At 69.3% G+C, this 14,184-nt stretch carries 16 protein-coding genes; 7 read left to right on the top strand and 9 right to left on the bottom strand.

Going from position 1 to position 14,184, the window contains the following annotated elements:
• Window positions 1-56 precede the first annotated feature (56 nt).
• Genes ABD235_RS36805 through ABD235_RS36795 form a run of 3 tightly spaced genes read left to right on the top strand, consistent with a single transcriptional unit; the run spans window position 57 to window position 1,661 of the window.
• Window positions 57-317 carry a hypothetical protein gene (locus ABD235_RS36805; protein ID WP_344182788.1) on the top strand — a complete coding sequence of 87 codons (261 nt, stop codon included), beginning with the start codon at window positions 57-59 and terminating at the stop codon, window positions 315-317.
• 12 nt (window positions 318-329) lie between these two features.
• Complete coding sequence (locus ABD235_RS36800) at window positions 330-1,250, top strand: DNA/RNA non-specific endonuclease (protein ID WP_344182786.1); 921 nt, start codon at window positions 330-332, stop codon at window positions 1,248-1,250.
• Complete coding sequence (locus tag ABD235_RS36795; protein WP_344182784.1) at window positions 1,251-1,661, top strand: hypothetical protein; 411 nt, start codon at window positions 1,251-1,253, stop codon at window positions 1,659-1,661.
• Between the two features lie 5 nt (window positions 1,662-1,666).
• Here the strand turns inward: ABD235_RS36795 and ABD235_RS36790 are convergent, their stop codons facing one another.
• Both ABD235_RS36790 and ABD235_RS36785 read right to left on the bottom strand, forming a co-directional pair.
• Window positions 1,667-2,548: a LysR family transcriptional regulator gene (locus ABD235_RS36790; protein ID WP_344182782.1), complete on the bottom strand. Its 882-nt coding sequence runs from the start codon at window positions 2,546-2,548 to the stop codon at window positions 1,667-1,669.
• An 86-nt stretch (window positions 2,549-2,634) separates the two neighbouring features.
• Window positions 2,635-2,892, bottom strand: a complete 258-nt coding sequence (locus ABD235_RS36785) for a hypothetical protein (protein ID WP_344182780.1) — start codon at window positions 2,890-2,892, stop codon at window positions 2,635-2,637.
• A 51-nt stretch (window positions 2,893-2,943) separates the two neighbouring features.
• Here ABD235_RS36785 and ABD235_RS36780 point away from each other — a divergent pair, with 51 nt between their 5' ends.
• The 4 genes from ABD235_RS36780 (at window position 2,944) to ABD235_RS36765 (ending at window position 6,043) form a co-directional block, all read left to right on the top strand.
• On the top strand, window positions 2,944-3,360 hold the full coding sequence (locus ABD235_RS36780) for a hypothetical protein (protein ID WP_344182778.1): 417 nt from the start codon (window positions 2,944-2,946) through the stop codon (window positions 3,358-3,360).
• A 3-nt stretch (window positions 3,361-3,363) separates the two neighbouring features.
• Complete coding sequence (locus ABD235_RS36775; protein WP_344182776.1) at window positions 3,364-3,777, top strand: VOC family protein; 414 nt, start codon at window positions 3,364-3,366, stop codon at window positions 3,775-3,777.
• A gap of 89 nt (window positions 3,778-3,866) precedes the next feature.
• Window positions 3,867-4,733 carry a L,D-transpeptidase family protein gene (locus ABD235_RS36770; protein ID WP_344182774.1) on the top strand — a complete coding sequence of 289 codons (867 nt, stop codon included), beginning with the start codon at window positions 3,867-3,869 and terminating at the stop codon, window positions 4,731-4,733.
• 158 nt (window positions 4,734-4,891) lie between these two features.
• On the top strand, window positions 4,892-6,043 hold the full coding sequence (locus tag ABD235_RS36765) for an aminoglycoside phosphotransferase/kinase family protein (protein WP_344182772.1): 1,152 nt from the start codon (window positions 4,892-4,894) through the stop codon (window positions 6,041-6,043).
• 110 nt (window positions 6,044-6,153) lie between these two features.
• On the opposite strand, the gene ABD235_RS36760 is transcribed toward ABD235_RS36765, so the two are convergent.
• The 7 genes from ABD235_RS36760 to ABD235_RS36730 all read right to left on the bottom strand — a co-directional run bounded on the left by ABD235_RS36760 (window position 6,154) and on the right by ABD235_RS36730 (window position 14,151).
• Complete coding sequence (locus tag ABD235_RS36760; RefSeq protein WP_344182770.1) at window positions 6,154-7,527, bottom strand: amidase; 1,374 nt, start codon at window positions 7,525-7,527, stop codon at window positions 6,154-6,156.
• Window positions 7,528-7,754: 227 nt separating this feature from the next.
• A complete protein-coding gene (locus ABD235_RS36755) occupies window positions 7,755-8,597 on the bottom strand; it encodes an SDR family NAD(P)-dependent oxidoreductase (RefSeq protein WP_344182768.1) in 843 nt (280 codons plus the stop codon).
• A gap of 138 nt (window positions 8,598-8,735) precedes the next feature.
• The gene (locus ABD235_RS36750; RefSeq protein WP_344182766.1) at window positions 8,736-10,457 is read right to left on the bottom strand and encodes an aldehyde dehydrogenase family protein; all 1,722 of its coding nucleotides are present in this window, start codon (window positions 10,455-10,457) and stop codon (window positions 8,736-8,738) included.
• Window positions 10,454-11,335 (bottom strand): ATP-binding cassette domain-containing protein, encoded by an 882-nt coding sequence (locus tag ABD235_RS36745; protein WP_344182764.1) that lies wholly within the window; start codon window positions 11,333-11,335, stop codon window positions 10,454-10,456. Before ABD235_RS36745 ends, ABD235_RS36750 begins: the two co-directional genes overlap by 4 nt.
• On the bottom strand, window positions 11,328-12,350 hold the full coding sequence (locus ABD235_RS36740; protein WP_344182762.1) for an ABC transporter ATP-binding protein: 1,023 nt from the start codon (window positions 12,348-12,350) through the stop codon (window positions 11,328-11,330). Before ABD235_RS36740 ends, ABD235_RS36745 begins: the two co-directional genes overlap by 8 nt.
• On the bottom strand, window positions 12,347-13,207 hold the full coding sequence (locus ABD235_RS36735; protein ID WP_344182760.1) for an ABC transporter permease: 861 nt from the start codon (window positions 13,205-13,207) through the stop codon (window positions 12,347-12,349). Before ABD235_RS36735 ends, ABD235_RS36740 begins: the two co-directional genes overlap by 4 nt.
• Window positions 13,204-14,151, bottom strand: coding sequence for an ABC transporter permease (locus ABD235_RS36730; protein ID WP_344182758.1), 948 nt, complete (start codon window positions 14,149-14,151; stop codon window positions 13,204-13,206). Before ABD235_RS36730 ends, ABD235_RS36735 begins: the two co-directional genes overlap by 4 nt.
• Window positions 14,152-14,184 lie beyond the last annotated feature (33 nt).

The raw sequence follows: 14,184 nt of genomic DNA, 5'->3' as shown, positions 1-14,184 counted from the left end.
CCGGGCTCCGTGCGGTGAGCTGGTACCACTGACCGCCACACCGCAAAGGGACCGACATGTCGGACATACAGCGCCTCAAGCAGCAGCTCTACCAACTCATGACCGAAGCTCAGCAAGGTGCTGGCAGCCTGGGTGGATTCCGGCAGAAGTTCGGCCAGACGAGCCACCACGTCCACGGTTTGATCGCGGGATCGGCGACAGGGGCCGACCGTGAAATCGTCCAGGTCTTGGAAGCGGCCGGACGGTCCATCGACCAGGCTGTCGAGGCACTGCAGATCGCCGCGGCCGGATGTCGCAGTTACGCGGACCAAATCTAGTCCCGGCCGATCGTGCCGTCCGAACTGCAACGGGTTGGCCAGGCCCTGCTCGAGGTTCTGGATGAAGTACCTCGAGTTGTTGCCTACTTGCAGCGCACAGCGCAGCGGTGTCGTGAGAATGCGGCCCTGATCGGATCGATGTCGGCACAGCCAAGCGCTCATACAGCTGCGCTACAGCTCGATCAGGCGGCGAGAAGCTGCGAGGAGGCCGCTCACCTGGCGTCGATCGCTCCGCAACGTGCGCGCGCCTGGGCCGAACAGCTGATCCTGTCAGAAGGCTCGTTGCCGGTTCGCGACCCGCTGCCTGCGGACCGCAATCCAACTGCCGGGCGCCCTCGCCCTGGTGACAACGCTGATCAGAAGACCGTCAAGCTCGACATCGGCCGTCCGGAAATCGAGCCGCACATTGATGGACCCGGTTCTGATGGTGTGAAGTCCGACGACGTACTGAAGCTGTCGACAACCAACCGCGATCACCGTCCGACTCTCGACGCACCTCCACCGAACAGCTCGATCCTCGTCGATGAGAAGTTTCTCTATCGCACGGATCACGACGGGCGGGTGATCAGTGCACACGCGGTTCTTGATCGGATCGACCTTCAGCATCCGCGCGACACCGCAGCCCAACGCAGGCTCGCCGGCAAGCTGACGGGCGACCATGCCGGGCATATCTTCGCGCGGATCTTCGGCGGCCCGATCGGGACAATGAACCTGGTACCGATGAAGGGCAGCAAGGTGAACCTGAGTCAGTACAAGGTGATCGAGAATCATTGGCGGCGCTTGATCGATCGAGGTGAGGCCATCGATGTATCAGTCCGTTTCAGCTACGACGACGATGCCGTCCGCCCCCATAAGATCAGGGTCCGTTACGAACACGCCGACGGGATCGTTCGTAGAACCATTGACAACAGCCCGCATCGAGGAGCGAAGTAGATGAACGACGAGGCGCAGGAACTGCTCACCGAGGTCGGCAAGGCGTTGGCGCGTACGGCTCCGGAGGGTTGGCAGCTGGTGGAGCTACACATATCGGCCGCGGGCGGAATGACGAGCACGACGACCACTGCAACGCTGGTCGACGGGAGCCTGAACCGGCACTGCGAGCTGGACGACGAAGGTGACGACGCCGCAGCCGATCTGCGTCAATCAATGTACGAGCCCGACCGTGGAACCTGGTACAACGCGGTTCTCACGCTAGCTCGGAGTGGTGAGCTGGCAGCTGAGTTCGACTACGACAACCCGCCGTTCGACGGGGATGCCGACGCAGTGCTGATGGTCGAGGACCAGCGGTTGTTCCCGAGATCGGAGGAGTTGCTTCCGGCCTGGCACCCTTCCCGAGCCTCCTAGCTGGGCTACGTGCGCGTCGTCGGGAGCATCCCGATCAGCGCGTCCGCGGTGAGGCTCGCGGCGGGGCTGGTGGGGACGGCTACTGAGACTTGCCAAGCCGAGGCTGCGCCCGGCACCAACGGGACGGTTTTGTGGTCGCCTCGTTTGGCGGCGATGCGTTCGGGGACGAGGGCTACGCCGAGGTCGTGGGCGACGAGGGCCAGGAGGGTGTGGACGTCGTTGACCTCGATGGTGACGGGGTGGGCCACGTTGGCGGCGGCGAAGGCGTGGTCGGAGATGGCTCTGGCGCCCCAGGTGCGGTCGAAGTCGACGAAGGACTCGCCGGCGAGGTCCTGGAGGGAGACCTCGGTGGCGCCCGCGAGGCGGTGGTCGGGGGCGCAGACGAGGACCATGGACTCGGTGGAGAGGGGGCGGAGGTCGAGGCCGTCGACGGGGTGGCCGGAGGTCGCGACGAAGGCTACGTCCAGGCGGCCGGAGGCCAGCTCGTCGAGCATGGGGGTGGAGCCGGCCTGGCGGACCTCGATCTCGACGCCGGGGTAGGCGGAGCGGAACTTCGCGAGGAGAGCCGGTACGTCGACCACGCCGAGGCACTGCTCCAGGCCGACCGTGAGGTGACCGCGGACCAGTCCTTGGACGGCGGCGACGGCGTCGCGCGCGGCTTCGGCGGCGGCGAGGGTTCGGCGGCCTTCGCAGAGGAGGGCCCGGCCGGCTTCGGTGAGCTCGACGCTGCGGGTGTTGCGGACGAAGAGCGAGGCGTGGAGCTCGCGCTCGAGGGCGCGGATGGAGGCGGACAGGCCCGACTGGGAGATCGACATCGCCTCGGCGGCGCGGGTGAAGTGCTTCTGCTCGGCGACGGCGATGAAGTGTTCCAGGTGGCGAAGCTCCATGACTCAGAACTGTAGTCGATGGATGAGAATGGATTGTCCCGTCGGCGGTTCGATGTTCAACAGTCGCTGGTACGGCGTACGAGCGCTCAGAACCTGATCCCCGCCCAGACGTACTCGATCCGGTCGAGCGCGGGGTTGTAGATGGTGACGATCTTCCTGCCGTCGACCTCGCTTGACCCGCCGGGCTTCACGGAGCTTCGCCGCGTTCGAGACGGGTACCGCGGGAAGTACCAGAAGTCGCCCTCGCAGGTGAAGGAGCCGGTGGCGAGGTCGACGGTGGCTCCTCCGTGTTCCAGAGTGCGGGTGACGATCTGGTGGAGCAGTTCGTCGGGCACGAGTTGCACGGCGGCCTCCTCACGATCAGGTTGGTCGAGGGGCTGGGTAGGGTGTGCGGCATGGCGGATGAGGAGTTTCGGGTTGAGGTCGAGCTCGGGAGCGATGAGCACGGGCTGACGTTCTGGGAGCGGTTGCGGGCGCTCGATCTGGACGACGACGCGCGGAAGCGGCTCGGGCGGCAGGTGACGGTGACCCGCGACGGGAACCGGATGCTGCTCTACACGCACACCCTCGAGGACGCCCGTGAGGCGGAGAGCACGGTGAAGGAGCTCGTCGCCGGGGACGACCTGAGCGCGGAGTACACCGTGACCAAGTGGAACGCGGCCGCGCAGGAATGGACCGACCCGAGTGCGCCCGAGGGCGAGCACAGTCCGGCCGAGGACGCGGCGAAGAACGCCGACATGGAGGTCCCGGACCCGCGGTACGTGGTGATGCAGGCGTACAAGCCGGAGTTCCTGCGGGACCTCGGGCTGTAGACCATGACCGGGCCGGTACTGCGGAAGATCGACGCGGTGACGGTCCCGGTGCCGGATCTCGAGCGCGGGCTCGCGTACTACCGCGACCGGCTCGGCCATCCCCTGCTCTGGCGCAACGACGCGATCGGCCAAGCGGGGCTGGGGATGCCGGACAGCGACACCGAGATCGTGCTGACGACCGGGTTGCCGTACGCACCGACCTGGCTGGTCGACGACGTCGATGCCGCCGTCGCGTCCTTCGACGTCGTGGTGACGCCGGCGTTCGACGTACCGGTCGGGCGGTGTGCTGTCGTGGAAGACGCCTTCGGCAACCGACTCGCGCTGCTCGACCTGTCCACCGGGCTGTACGTCACCGATCACAACGGTTCGGTGACGGGAGTGGGAACGCCGCCCTCCGAGGACCTGTCGGACGACTAGCGTTCGGCGAGCGAACGCAGTACGGCGAGGCTTCCGCCCCGGAACGGCCCCGTCTGCGACGCTGAAAGTCCTGAGGAGAGGGGATTCTCGTGGCGCGTCGACGTGGAGTCGTGGCGGGGTTGCTGGTGCTGGGCGTCGTGCTGAGCGGGTGTACCGACGTCGCGGCGGACGAGCCGGCGAAGTCTCCTTCGGCCGGTACGACGACGAGCGCGTCGTCCGGTACGCCGTCGAGTCCGGTCGCGACGCCGAGCACGACGCCCTCGACTCCTTCCGTGACGCCGTCCACTCCGGCCTCGACGCCGACCACCACGCCCTCCGCGACGCCGACCGCAGATCCCACGGCCACGCCGACCGGCAAGCCCACGACCCCGGTCACCCCGGCGAAGGTCAACTACCCGCTCGAGGTCGAGAAGCGCCTGGCCGCTTGGGGATATCCCGTTGGCGACGTCGACGGCGAGGTCACCGCGCGGACCAAGCAGGCGCTCTGCGCGTGGCGCGAGACGAACGGCCTCCCGATCAGCCGCGAGCGCCTGACCACCGCCGACGTGCGATCGGTGCTGCTGGCAAAGAACCGCCCGGCGCCGACGAAGCCCGCGGGCATCTACGTCAACAAGACCTGCCAGGTCCTGTACCAGGTCGTCGACAACACCTACCGCCGGATCGTCTGGGTCTCGACCGGCGCGCCCGGCTACGACACCCCGAACCGCACCGGCAAGGTCTGGCGCAAGTGGGCCGGCGCGCACGAGAGCAGCCTGTACGACGACGCGTACATGTACGACTCGATCTACTTCCTGAAGGACCGCCCCGGGATCGCGCTGCACGGTTCGCGGTCGAACACGCTGATCAAGACCTACCCGGCCTCGCACCGCTGCGTCCGGGTGATGCGCCCGCAGATCCGCGAGATCTTCAAGGAGACCAAGATCGGCACGACGGTCTCGGTGTACGGCGAGTACTGAGTTCGTTGACCGCGGTCGCGCCGGTCGGCTAGCGTTGCCGGCAGCGCGGCCGGGGCCGCGTCGAGACTCGCCGGCAGGCTGGAAGCCACCCCGATCGAGCCGAGTTCGCCGCGCTCTCTTTTCCCGCCCGTGCGAGTCCGGGCGCGAGAGGATGCGCGATGCGATACCTGCCGGACAAGCCGAGTCTCGGATTCCTGCGCAAGGAAGCCAAGGATCTCCTGGCGGCACTGCGTGAGTCCCGTCCCGGTACGTCGCTGACCGAGGCCCAGCAGGCCTTGGCGGCCGAGTACGGCGTACGGGACTGGGCCGAGCTGAAGTCCGAGGCCGAACGCCGGGCCGCCGCCGTACCGGCAGCGCCGGACGGGCTCGCCGAGGAACTGGCGTCGACCTTCGGACTCGGGCAGGTCACCGCGCCGCCCTCCCCCGTCGCGTTCACGCCGATGGGGCGCTGCTGGTCGATCACGACCGAGCGTGGGCGCTGGCTCGCGGTCACCGTCTACCCGTGGATCACCAACGAACAGGCCGAACTCGGTACCCGGCTGCGCGACGCCGCGGTCGCCGCCGGTGCCGCGGCGCCGACTCCGGTTCGCAGCCCCGACGGGCGGCTGATCGAGCGCGTGCGGGAGCAGAGCTGGCGGGTGCACGAGTGGATCGAGGTCGGCCCGTCGCCGGTCAGCCCGACGCCGACGGCGGTTGCCCGAGGCATCGGTACGGCGTACGGGATCCTGCACTCGTTGGCGATGCCGAGTACGACGCCCGTCAACCCGTACCTGACCGCGCGCCGCGATGACGCCCAGTGGCAGGAGCTGCTCGCTCGGGCCCGCGCCGCGGGCAAGCCGTTGGCCGATCAGCTGGCACGCACGTTGCCTGTGCTGTCCGAGCTGCGCGGGATCGAGGCTGATCTCGACGGCGACTTCATTCTCTGCAACTGCGTGCTCATCCCGGAGCACGTCCGGATCGGGCACGGCGACGAACTGGTGATCACCGAGTGGGATTTCGCGGGATCGCTGACGATTGAGCAGGAACTGGGGTCCGCGCTCGGGCACTGGGGGCTGCGACCGGCGCTCAACCGTCCGGCGATCGCCGCGTTCCGGGAGGGGTACGTTCAGTCCGCCGGTCGGTGGCCGGAGCTCGACCTCTCGTCGTTCGCGGTCGCGGTCACGGGCTGGCTCAACTGGACGTACAACACGATCTGCGAGGCGATCGACCCGTCCGATCCGGACCGCGCACGCTTCGCCGAACGCGAGGTCGCGGATCTCTTGCAGCGGCCGATGACACGGGCGTCCTTGCAGCAAGTCCTCGACAGCTGACCTGCGACGGCCACCACTGATCATCTCCCCCGGCCCGCGCCGCGGTCAGCGTGAAAAGCGCTGAGTTGCGCGGCCGCCCGGAGGTTGATCAGTGGTGGGCGTCGACGTCCTCAGAGAGTCGGCCAGGGGTTGGTCGGGAGGACGCGCTCCAGGTACGCCGCCAGGGCGAGGGTGCGGAGGTCTTGGAAGCGGGGAGCCGCGATCTGGAGGCCGATGGGGAGGCCCGCTTCGGTGTGGCCGCAGTTGACGGTGACCGCGGGGTGGGTGGACATGTTGTACGGGACCGTGAAGGCGATGTGTTCGAAGGGCTGGAGGGGGTTGTTGGTGGGGTAGGCCTGGTCCGCGGCGAAGGCTGGGATGGGGGCTGTGGGCGACAGGATGAAGTCGTACGCCGCGAACGCGTGGTCGACGGCGGTGGACATGTTCTGCATCTGGGTGTGGCCGTGGAAGACGTCGAACGGGGTGAGCGCGTCTGCCGTGCTGGTCCACTCGCGGATGGCGGGGAGGACCTTGGCGCGGCGGTTCTCGGGGAGGGCGGCGAGGTCGGCGGCGGAGCGGACTCGCCAGAAGTGGTCGAGGCCGTCGAGCATCGCGCGGGTGATGATCGGTGGGATCTCGGTGATGACGGCGCCGGCGGCCTCGAGGGTTTGGGCGGCTTTGGTGACGGCGGCGGTGATGTCGGGGTCTACCGGGAGGCCTAGGCCTGCGTCCAGGAGTAGGGCGACTTGGGTGCCTTGCAGGGCGAGTGGGCGCGGGTCGTCGGTGAAGGGTGGCAGCGAGGTCTGGTCGCGGCGGTCGGGGCCGGAGATGACTTGGAGGGTGAGGGCCGCGTCGGACGCCGTACGGGTGATCGGACCGATGGCCCTGCCTGGGTAGGGATTTCCGACGGCGACTCGGCCGTGGGTGGGTTTGAGGCCGATGACTCCGCACCAACCGGCCGGGAGCCGGATTGAGCCGCCGATGTCGGTGCCTAGGTGGATCGGGCCGTAGCCGGCCGCGGCTGCCGCGGCGGCGCCGGCGCTGGAGCCGCCGGGGGTTTTGGTGAGGTCCCAGGGGTTGCGGGCCAGGTGGTGGAAGGTTGATACGCCGGACGAGAGCATGCCGTACTCGGACATGGTCGTCTTGCTGAAGATCACGGCACCGGCTTGGCGGAGGCGGGCTGCTGCTGGGTGGTCTTCTGTGGCGGGGACCAGGTCGGTGGCCGCAGTGCCTTGCGGTACTGGGGTGCCTTGGGTGGCGATGTTTTCTTTGATGGTGACCGGTACGCCGTCGAGGGGGCCGGTGGGTTCCTGCCGTTGGTAGCGGGCTTCTGCTTCGCGGGCTGTTTGGCGGGCTGCGTCGGGGTTCAGCGCGTAGGTCGCTTGGAGGCGGGGTTCGAGGGCCTCGACGCGGGTGAGGACGTCGTCGATCACCTGCACGGGCGAGAGGTCGCCGGCGCGGTACTTCGCGACCAGTTCGACGGCGGTCAGATCGGCGAGGCTCATCTGCTGTCTCCAGTACTGCGAAGCGGTGGTCGGGGTGGGTGCCTATGCGGCCGGTGAGGTTGCTGGGGGCTGAGGTCGCGGCGGCCGGAGGGAAGGAAAGCGGAGTCTTCGAGCAAGCGGGCTAGGTCGGTGGGGTCAGGGCTCGGTGTGTGGGACGCGAGGCGGCGGGTGGGGTTCGGGGCTCAGTAGGTGGTGAATCCGGCGCTCGGTGGGCGGCGGATCCCAGGCTAGGTGGGTGGGGTGAAGCGGCCGTCGATGGCGGTCCAGCCGGCGTCGACGTGGAGGACCGAACCGGTGACGAAGCTGGCGGCGTCGGAGGCGAGGTAGACGACGGCGCCGGCGAGTTCGTCGGGGGTGGCCCAGCGGTTGAGGGCGCTCTTGGCGGCGTACGCGTCGTACCAGGGCTGATTGGCCTTGATCTGTGCGGTGAGCGGGGTTTCGACGACGCCGGGGGCGATGGCGTTGACGCGGACGCCGTTCGGGCCGAGCTCGGCGGCGGCGGTGCGGAGGAGCTGGACGAGGCCGGCTTTGGTTGCCGCGTACACCGATTGGCCTGGTTCGACGGTGGTGGCGCGGATGGAGCTGAAGCCGATGATGCTGCCGCGGCCGCGGTCGGCCATCTGTTTGCCGAAGGCGCGGATCAGGTCGAAGGACGCGCGCAGGTTGAGGGCGACGACGCGGTCGAACTCCTCGCCGGTGTAGTCGAGGATGCGTTTGCGGACGTTCGTCGCGGCGGTGAAGACGAGGATGTCGACGGGGTCGAGAGTTTGGGCGGCGGTGGTGATCGCCTCGGGGTCGAGGACGTTCAGTTCGTACGGCGTGAGCGCGGCGTTGCCTTGGGCATCGGAGGTGCCGCGGGTCGGGTTGCCTTGGGCATCGGAGGTATCGCGGTCTGCGTTGCCTAGCGCAGCGGTTTGCTCGGCGGCTGGGAGGTCGCGGTCGGCGCAGGTGACGCGGGCTCCGTGGGCGGCCAGGGCGAGCGCGGCCTCACGGCCGATTCCGCTGCCGGCACCGACGACCAGGGCGTGCCGGCCGTCGAGGCGGAACAGGTTCGCGTAGTCGTGCGGCACGGGGACCTCCCGGAGGATCGTCGGATGTTCGGGGGCGGGGCTTTCGGATCGGAGGGTTTGGTCGGGTGGGTTTCTCGTATCGGAGGGCCGGGACGACAGCAGGGCTTGCTCGGTCGACTTTGGGCCGGCCGGACGAGGTCAGGGGTTGGGGCGGATGATCGCCATCCGGGTGGTGGTGAGCTCTTCGATGGCGAAGCGGGGGCCTTCGCGGCCGGTGCCGGAGTCCTTCACCCCGCCGTACGGCATGACGTCGCTGCGGAAGCCGGGGACCTCGTTGACGACCACTCCCCCGACGTCGAGCTGGTCGATCGCGGCGAACGCGGTGGCCAGGGACGACGTGAAGACCGCGGCGTGCAGGCCGTACCGGGTGTCGTTCACGACCTGGAACGCGCTCTCTACGTCGGGAACCGAGCGGACCGCGATGACCGGGCCGAAGATCTCCTCGTCCCAGGCCTGCTGGCCGTGCGGGAGGTCGAGGAGAACGGTGGGACCGATGATCGGGCGCGGCTGGTGCTCGCCGCCGGCAACTGGATCCGGCGTCGAGGCAACTTGTTCGGCGACCAGGCCGCGGCTGTTGCCTTGGGCGGCTTGTCCGGCGGACGGGTTGCTGTTGCCTTGGGCGGCCTGTCCGGTGGACGGACTGCTGTTGCCTTGGGCGACTTGGGTTTGGTGAGCGAGGGTGGCACCGGCGGTGACGGCCTCGTCGATCCAGCGGTTCACGCGGGTGGTCGAGCGTTCGTCGATCAGCGCGGAGACGCGGGTCGCGCTCTCTCGGGGATCTCCGACCTTGACCGCGTCGAGGCGCGGGGTGAGTTCGGCGAGGAACGCGGCGCGGACGGACTCGACGACGATGACGCGCTGAACGCTGATGCAGGCCTGGCCGGAGGCGTAGTAACCGCCGCGGACGACGGCGTCGGCGGCCGCGGCCAGGTCGGCGTCCTCGGCGACGACGAGGGCGGAGTTGGAGCCGAGTTCGAGGAGGACCTTGGTCGGCGCTGCGTCGCGCGCGATCTGGTGGCCGACGGCGGCCGAACCGGTGAACGAGACGGCGCCGATGCGGCGATCGGTGGTGAGCGCGGAGCCGACGTCCACTCCCCCGGTGATGAGCTGTACGGCGGACTTCGGGGCGCCGGCGGTCGCGAGCGCTTCGCGGAACAGGTGGACGAGCCAGAGCGTGGCGAGCGGGGTCTGCGGCGCGGGTTTGACGATGACCGGGCAGCCGGCGGCGAGCGCAGGAGCGATCTTGTGCGCGGCGAGCAGGAGGGGATAGTTGAAGCCGGTGATGCCGACGACCACGCCGATCGGTCTGCGGACCCAGAAGCCGATCAGGTTCTCACCGCTCGGCAGGAGGTCCAGGGGGACGGTTTCGCCGTGCAGGCGGGCGACTTCCTCGGCGGCGGTCTGGAGGGTGAGCAGGGTGCGGTCGAGTTCGACCTCGCAGTCGACGCGGGGCTTGCCGGTTTCGAGGATGAGGAGATCGATGAACTGCTCGCGCTTGGCGGAGACGGCGGAGAGCGCTCCCTGGAGAGCTGACCTGCGGGTGTACGACGGCAGGTGGCCGACTTGGGAACGGACGGAGAGCGCGTTCTCGAGGGCCTGGTGGGCGAGGTCGGTGTCGCCGACGGGGGCTTGGGCGACGACGGAGCCGTCGTACGGAAAGTGGACGGGAGCGGTGGTGGGGGCTTCGAGCCAGGACTCGCCGATGGGGAGGCCGGAGGGGAACTCGAGGGTGGGTGCCGTCGCGCCGGGGCCGGGTGTCGCCGCTGGGGTGGGGCCGGGGGACGCCGCTGGGATGGAGTCGGGCATTGCCGCCGGGCCGGGTGTCGTCGACGGGATGGGGTCGGGTGGAGTGGCGGTCATGGGCGGGCTCCCTTCGGGATGAGGTCTTGGGGAGTTGCGCCGGCGAGGGCCTTGGGAAGGGTGGGGATGGCGGCGACCAGGCGGCGGGTGTACGGGTGGCGGGGGGCGGCGTACACCTCGCCGGTGGTGCCGGTCTCGACGATCTCGCCGGCGTGCATGACGGCGACGCGGTCGCAGACGTGCTTGACGACGGACAGGTCGTGGGAGACGAACACGAGCGTGAGGTTGAGCTCGTCGACGAGGTCGGAGATCAGGTTGAGGACCTGGGCGCGGACGGAGACGTCGAGGGCGCTGACCGGTTCGTCGGCGACGAGGATCTTGGGGTTGGGTGCCAGGGCGCGGGCGATGGAGATGCGCTGGCGCTGGCCGCCGGAGAACTGGTGCGGGAAGCGGTCGCCCGCGTCGGCCGAGAGGCCGACGGCGTCGAGGAGTTCTTTCACGCGGGCGCCGGAGGCGGGGTGGCCTTGGACGACGAGCGGTTCGGCGATGATGTCGCGGACGCGCATGCGGGGGTCGAGGGAGCTCATCGGGTCTTGGAAGACGAGCTGGAGGTTCTCGCGGAGGAAGCGTAGGCGGCGTTCGGGGAGGTTGGTGATTTCCTTGCCGTCGACAACCACTTTGCCGGTCGTCGGGCGGTCGAGGGCGGCGATGATGCGGAGCAGGGTGGACTTGCCGCAGCCGGACTCGCCGACGATGCCGAAGCGCTCGCCGGGCTGGACGTCGAGGCTGACGCCTTTGAGGGCGTGGACTACCTCGGCGCGTTTCAAGAGAGAGGTGCGGGGGCGGGGGTAGTCGCGGGTGACGTCTTTGACCCTGATGAGGGGCTCTGGGCGGGCCGTCGCGTCGGACGGGCGGGGCAGCCGGGTCAGCTCAGGCATTGGTGGCTCCGGCTGGGTGGTGGCAGGCGTAGCCGGTGGTGGGGGTGCCGGTCCAGGGTGGGCGTTGGGTGCAGAGGTCGGTGGCGTGGGGGCAGCGGGTGCGGAAGACGCAGCCGTCGGGGAAGTGGCCGGCGGCGGGGACGGTGCCTTGGATGGTGGGGAGGCGGCGGGCAGGTTCTGAGGAGGTGACCGGGCCGGAGTCGGCGGATTCCAGGTCGGAGGCTGCCAGGAGGCCTTCGGTGTAGCGGTGGCGGGGGGCGGTGAAGACCTGGTGGACGGGACCGGACTCGACCACTCGGCCGCCGTACATGACGAGGACGCGTTGGCAGATCGTCGCGACGACGGCCAGGTCGTGGGTGATGAAGAGCAGGGCCGCGTCGCGGGCGGTGACGCCGCGGAGGATGAGGTCGAGGACCATCGCTTGGACGGTGACGTCGAGGGCGGTGGTGGGCTCGTCGCAGATGAGCAGGGTGGGATCGTTGGCGAGGGCAATGGTGAGGACTACTCGTTGCCTTTGGCCACCGGAGAGTTGGTGGGGGTAGGCGCGGGCCACGCCGGTCAGCTCGACGCGTTCGAGGAGGTCGATGGCGGCGGCTCGGGCGGTACGGCGGCCGGAGCGGGTGTGGTGGATGAGCATCGTTTCGGCGACCTGGTCGGCGATGCGCATGGTGGGGTTGAGCGCGGTCATCGGTTCCTGGAAGACCATCGCCAGGTGGTTGCCGCGGATGCGTGACAGGCGGCGTTCGCCGGCGCCGATCAGGTCGTGGTCGACGCCGGTCAGCCGGACGGATCCAGTAGCGGTGACGTCCTCGGGGAGGAGCCCGAGCAGACTCAGCGCGGTCAGCGACTTGCCGGAGCCGGACTCGCCGATCAGGCCGACCCGCTCCCCCGGACCGACCGACAGGTCGACGTCGCTGACCAGCTCGAGGTCGCGGACGGAGACAGTGAGTCCATGCACGGTCAGTACCGCGTCATCTGTTGTTTCGGCGGTGACCTCCGCGGCTTGCGAGGTCATCGGCGGTCCTCCAGTTTGGGGTCGAAGTGGTCTCTCAGGCCGTCGCCCAGCAGGTTGAAGCCCAGTACGGCGATGGCGATCGCGAGGCCGGGGAACACGGCCAGGCGGGGTGCGCTGAACAGGAACTCCTGCGACTCCTGCAGCATGCGGCCCCAGGACGGCGTTGGGGGCGGCGTGCCGTAGCCGAGGAAGGACAGCGCGGCCTCGGCCAGTACGGCGATGGCGAAGGAGACCGAGGCCTGGACGGTGATCAGGCTGACGACGTTCGGCAGCACGTGCCGGACGGCGATCGGAAACGGCCGGCGACCGGCGGCCCGCGCGGCGAGGACGTACTCGGTGCGCATGACCTGCAGACCACCGCTGCGGATGACCCGGGCGAAGCTCGGGATCGTGGCGATGCCGATGGCAACCATCGCGGTCAGCGTGCTCGCGCCGAAGACCGCGCCGAACATGATGGCCAGCAGCAACGCCGGAAACGCCAGCAGGAGATCGTTCGCCCGCATGATCAGCTCGCTCGACCAGCGTCGTGTCATCGCCGCGAGGATGCCGAGCGGTACGCCGATCAGCGCCGCAACCCCGACGGCGACCAGCCCGACGAAGAGTGTTGTCCGCGAGCCGACCATGATCTGACTGAAGATGTCGCGCCCGAACTTGTCGGTCCCCAGCCAGTGCGACCACGACGGCGACGCGAGTCGCCCGGCCGGGTCGACGAGCGTCGCGTCGTACGGCGTCCAGACGAAGGACACCAGCGCCAGCAGGACGATCAGCAGCACGATGAAGCCGCCGACGAGCAGGCTCGGGTTCCAGCGGCGGCGCCCGCCGACTGCGCGGCCGACCGGACCGAGCGGGGCGGTCATCGGCTCACCCGCAGGCGCGGATCCAGCGCGACGTACAGCAGGTCGACGAGGAAGTTGACGACCAGTACGGCGACCACGAGCACCATCACCACGGCCTGGACGACGAGCAGATCGCGATTCGACACTCCGTCCAGCAGCAGGCTGCCGAGCCCCGGGATGACGAAGACACGCTCGACCACGACCGCCCCGATCAGCAGGGTCGCAAGTTGTAACCCGAGCACGGTCACCACCGGTACGGCGGCGTTGCGCAGACCGTGTCGCCACAACGCGCGAAAGGGCCGCAGCCCCTTGGCCCGCGCGGTCCGCAGGTAGTCCTCGCGCAGTACGTCGAGCACGGCCGACCGCACGTACCGCGTCAGCACCGCACCCTGCACCAGCCCCAGGGACAGCGCCGGCAGCACCAACTGGCGCAGGAACATCGCCGGGTCCTCGGCCGGCGGCGTCCAGCCGTTCGCGGGCAGCCAGCCGAGCTTCACCGCGAACAGCATGATCAGCAGGATCCCGGCCAGGAACGCCGGGACCGCGACGCCGACCTGGGACACCGCGGAGAGCGCGAGCCCGGAAAGCTTGCGGTGCCGCGCGGCCATCACCGTCCCGGCCGGCGCGGCGACCAGCAACGCGATCACCATCCCGACCACGACCAGCCACAACGTGACCTGGAACCGGTCGGTGATCTGCGGGCCGATCTCCGCCTTCGAGATGTACGACGTACCGAAGTCGCCGTGCAGCAGGCCGGTCAGCCAGTCGACGTACTGGGTCGGCAGCGGCCGGTCGAGCCCGAACTGGTTACGCAGTTCCGCGACCGCCTCGTCGGAGGCGTTGACGCCGAGCGCGACCCGCGCGGGATCGCCGGGCAGCACGGCCAGGAACGCGAACACCAGCACCGAGCTGACCGCGAGGCTGACCAGCAGCACCGCGGTCCGCTCGACCAGACGCAGGATCACCGCGCCACCCACCGCGGCAACGACGCCGGTTCA

The sequence above is a fragment of the Kribbella lupini genome (genome assembly GCF_039529595.1).
Lineage (GTDB): Bacteria > Actinomycetota > Actinomycetes > Propionibacteriales > Kribbellaceae > Kribbella > Kribbella lupini.
The sequence above is the reverse complement of the archived record's forward strand: the minus strand, read 5'-3'. Positions and strand labels throughout refer to the sequence as shown.

Bases quoted from the DNA above. Each gene is read 5' to 3' on its own strand.
- ABD235_RS36805 (WP_344182788.1), top strand. From the start codon at position 57: ATGTCGGACATACAGCGCCTCAAGCAGCAGCTCTACCAACTCATGACC.
- ABD235_RS36795 (WP_344182784.1), top strand. From the start codon at position 1,251: ATGAACGACGAGGCGCAGGAACTGCTCACCGAGGTCGGCAAGGCGTTG.
- ABD235_RS36790 (WP_344182782.1), bottom strand. From the start codon at position 2,548: ATGGAGCTTCGCCACCTGGAACACTTCATCGCCGTCGCCGAGCAGAAG.
- ABD235_RS36780 (WP_344182778.1), top strand. From the start codon at position 2,944: ATGGCGGATGAGGAGTTTCGGGTTGAGGTCGAGCTCGGGAGCGATGAG.
- ABD235_RS36775 (WP_344182776.1), top strand. From the start codon at position 3,364: ATGACCGGGCCGGTACTGCGGAAGATCGACGCGGTGACGGTCCCGGTG.
- ABD235_RS36765 (WP_344182772.1), top strand. From the start codon at position 4,892: ATGCGATACCTGCCGGACAAGCCGAGTCTCGGATTCCTGCGCAAGGAA.
- ABD235_RS36760 (WP_344182770.1), bottom strand. From the start codon at position 7,527: ATGAGCCTCGCCGATCTGACCGCCGTCGAACTGGTCGCGAAGTACCGC.
- ABD235_RS36750 (WP_344182766.1), bottom strand. From the start codon at position 10,457: ATGACCGCCACTCCACCCGACCCCATCCCGTCGACGACACCCGGCCCG.
- ABD235_RS36745 (WP_344182764.1), bottom strand. From the start codon at position 11,335: ATGCCTGAGCTGACCCGGCTGCCCCGCCCGTCCGACGCGACGGCCCGC.
- ABD235_RS36740 (WP_344182762.1), bottom strand. From the start codon at position 12,350: ATGACCTCGCAAGCCGCGGAGGTCACCGCCGAAACAACAGATGACGCG.
- ABD235_RS36735 (WP_344182760.1), bottom strand. From the start codon at position 13,207: ATGACCGCCCCGCTCGGTCCGGTCGGCCGCGCAGTCGGCGGGCGCCGC.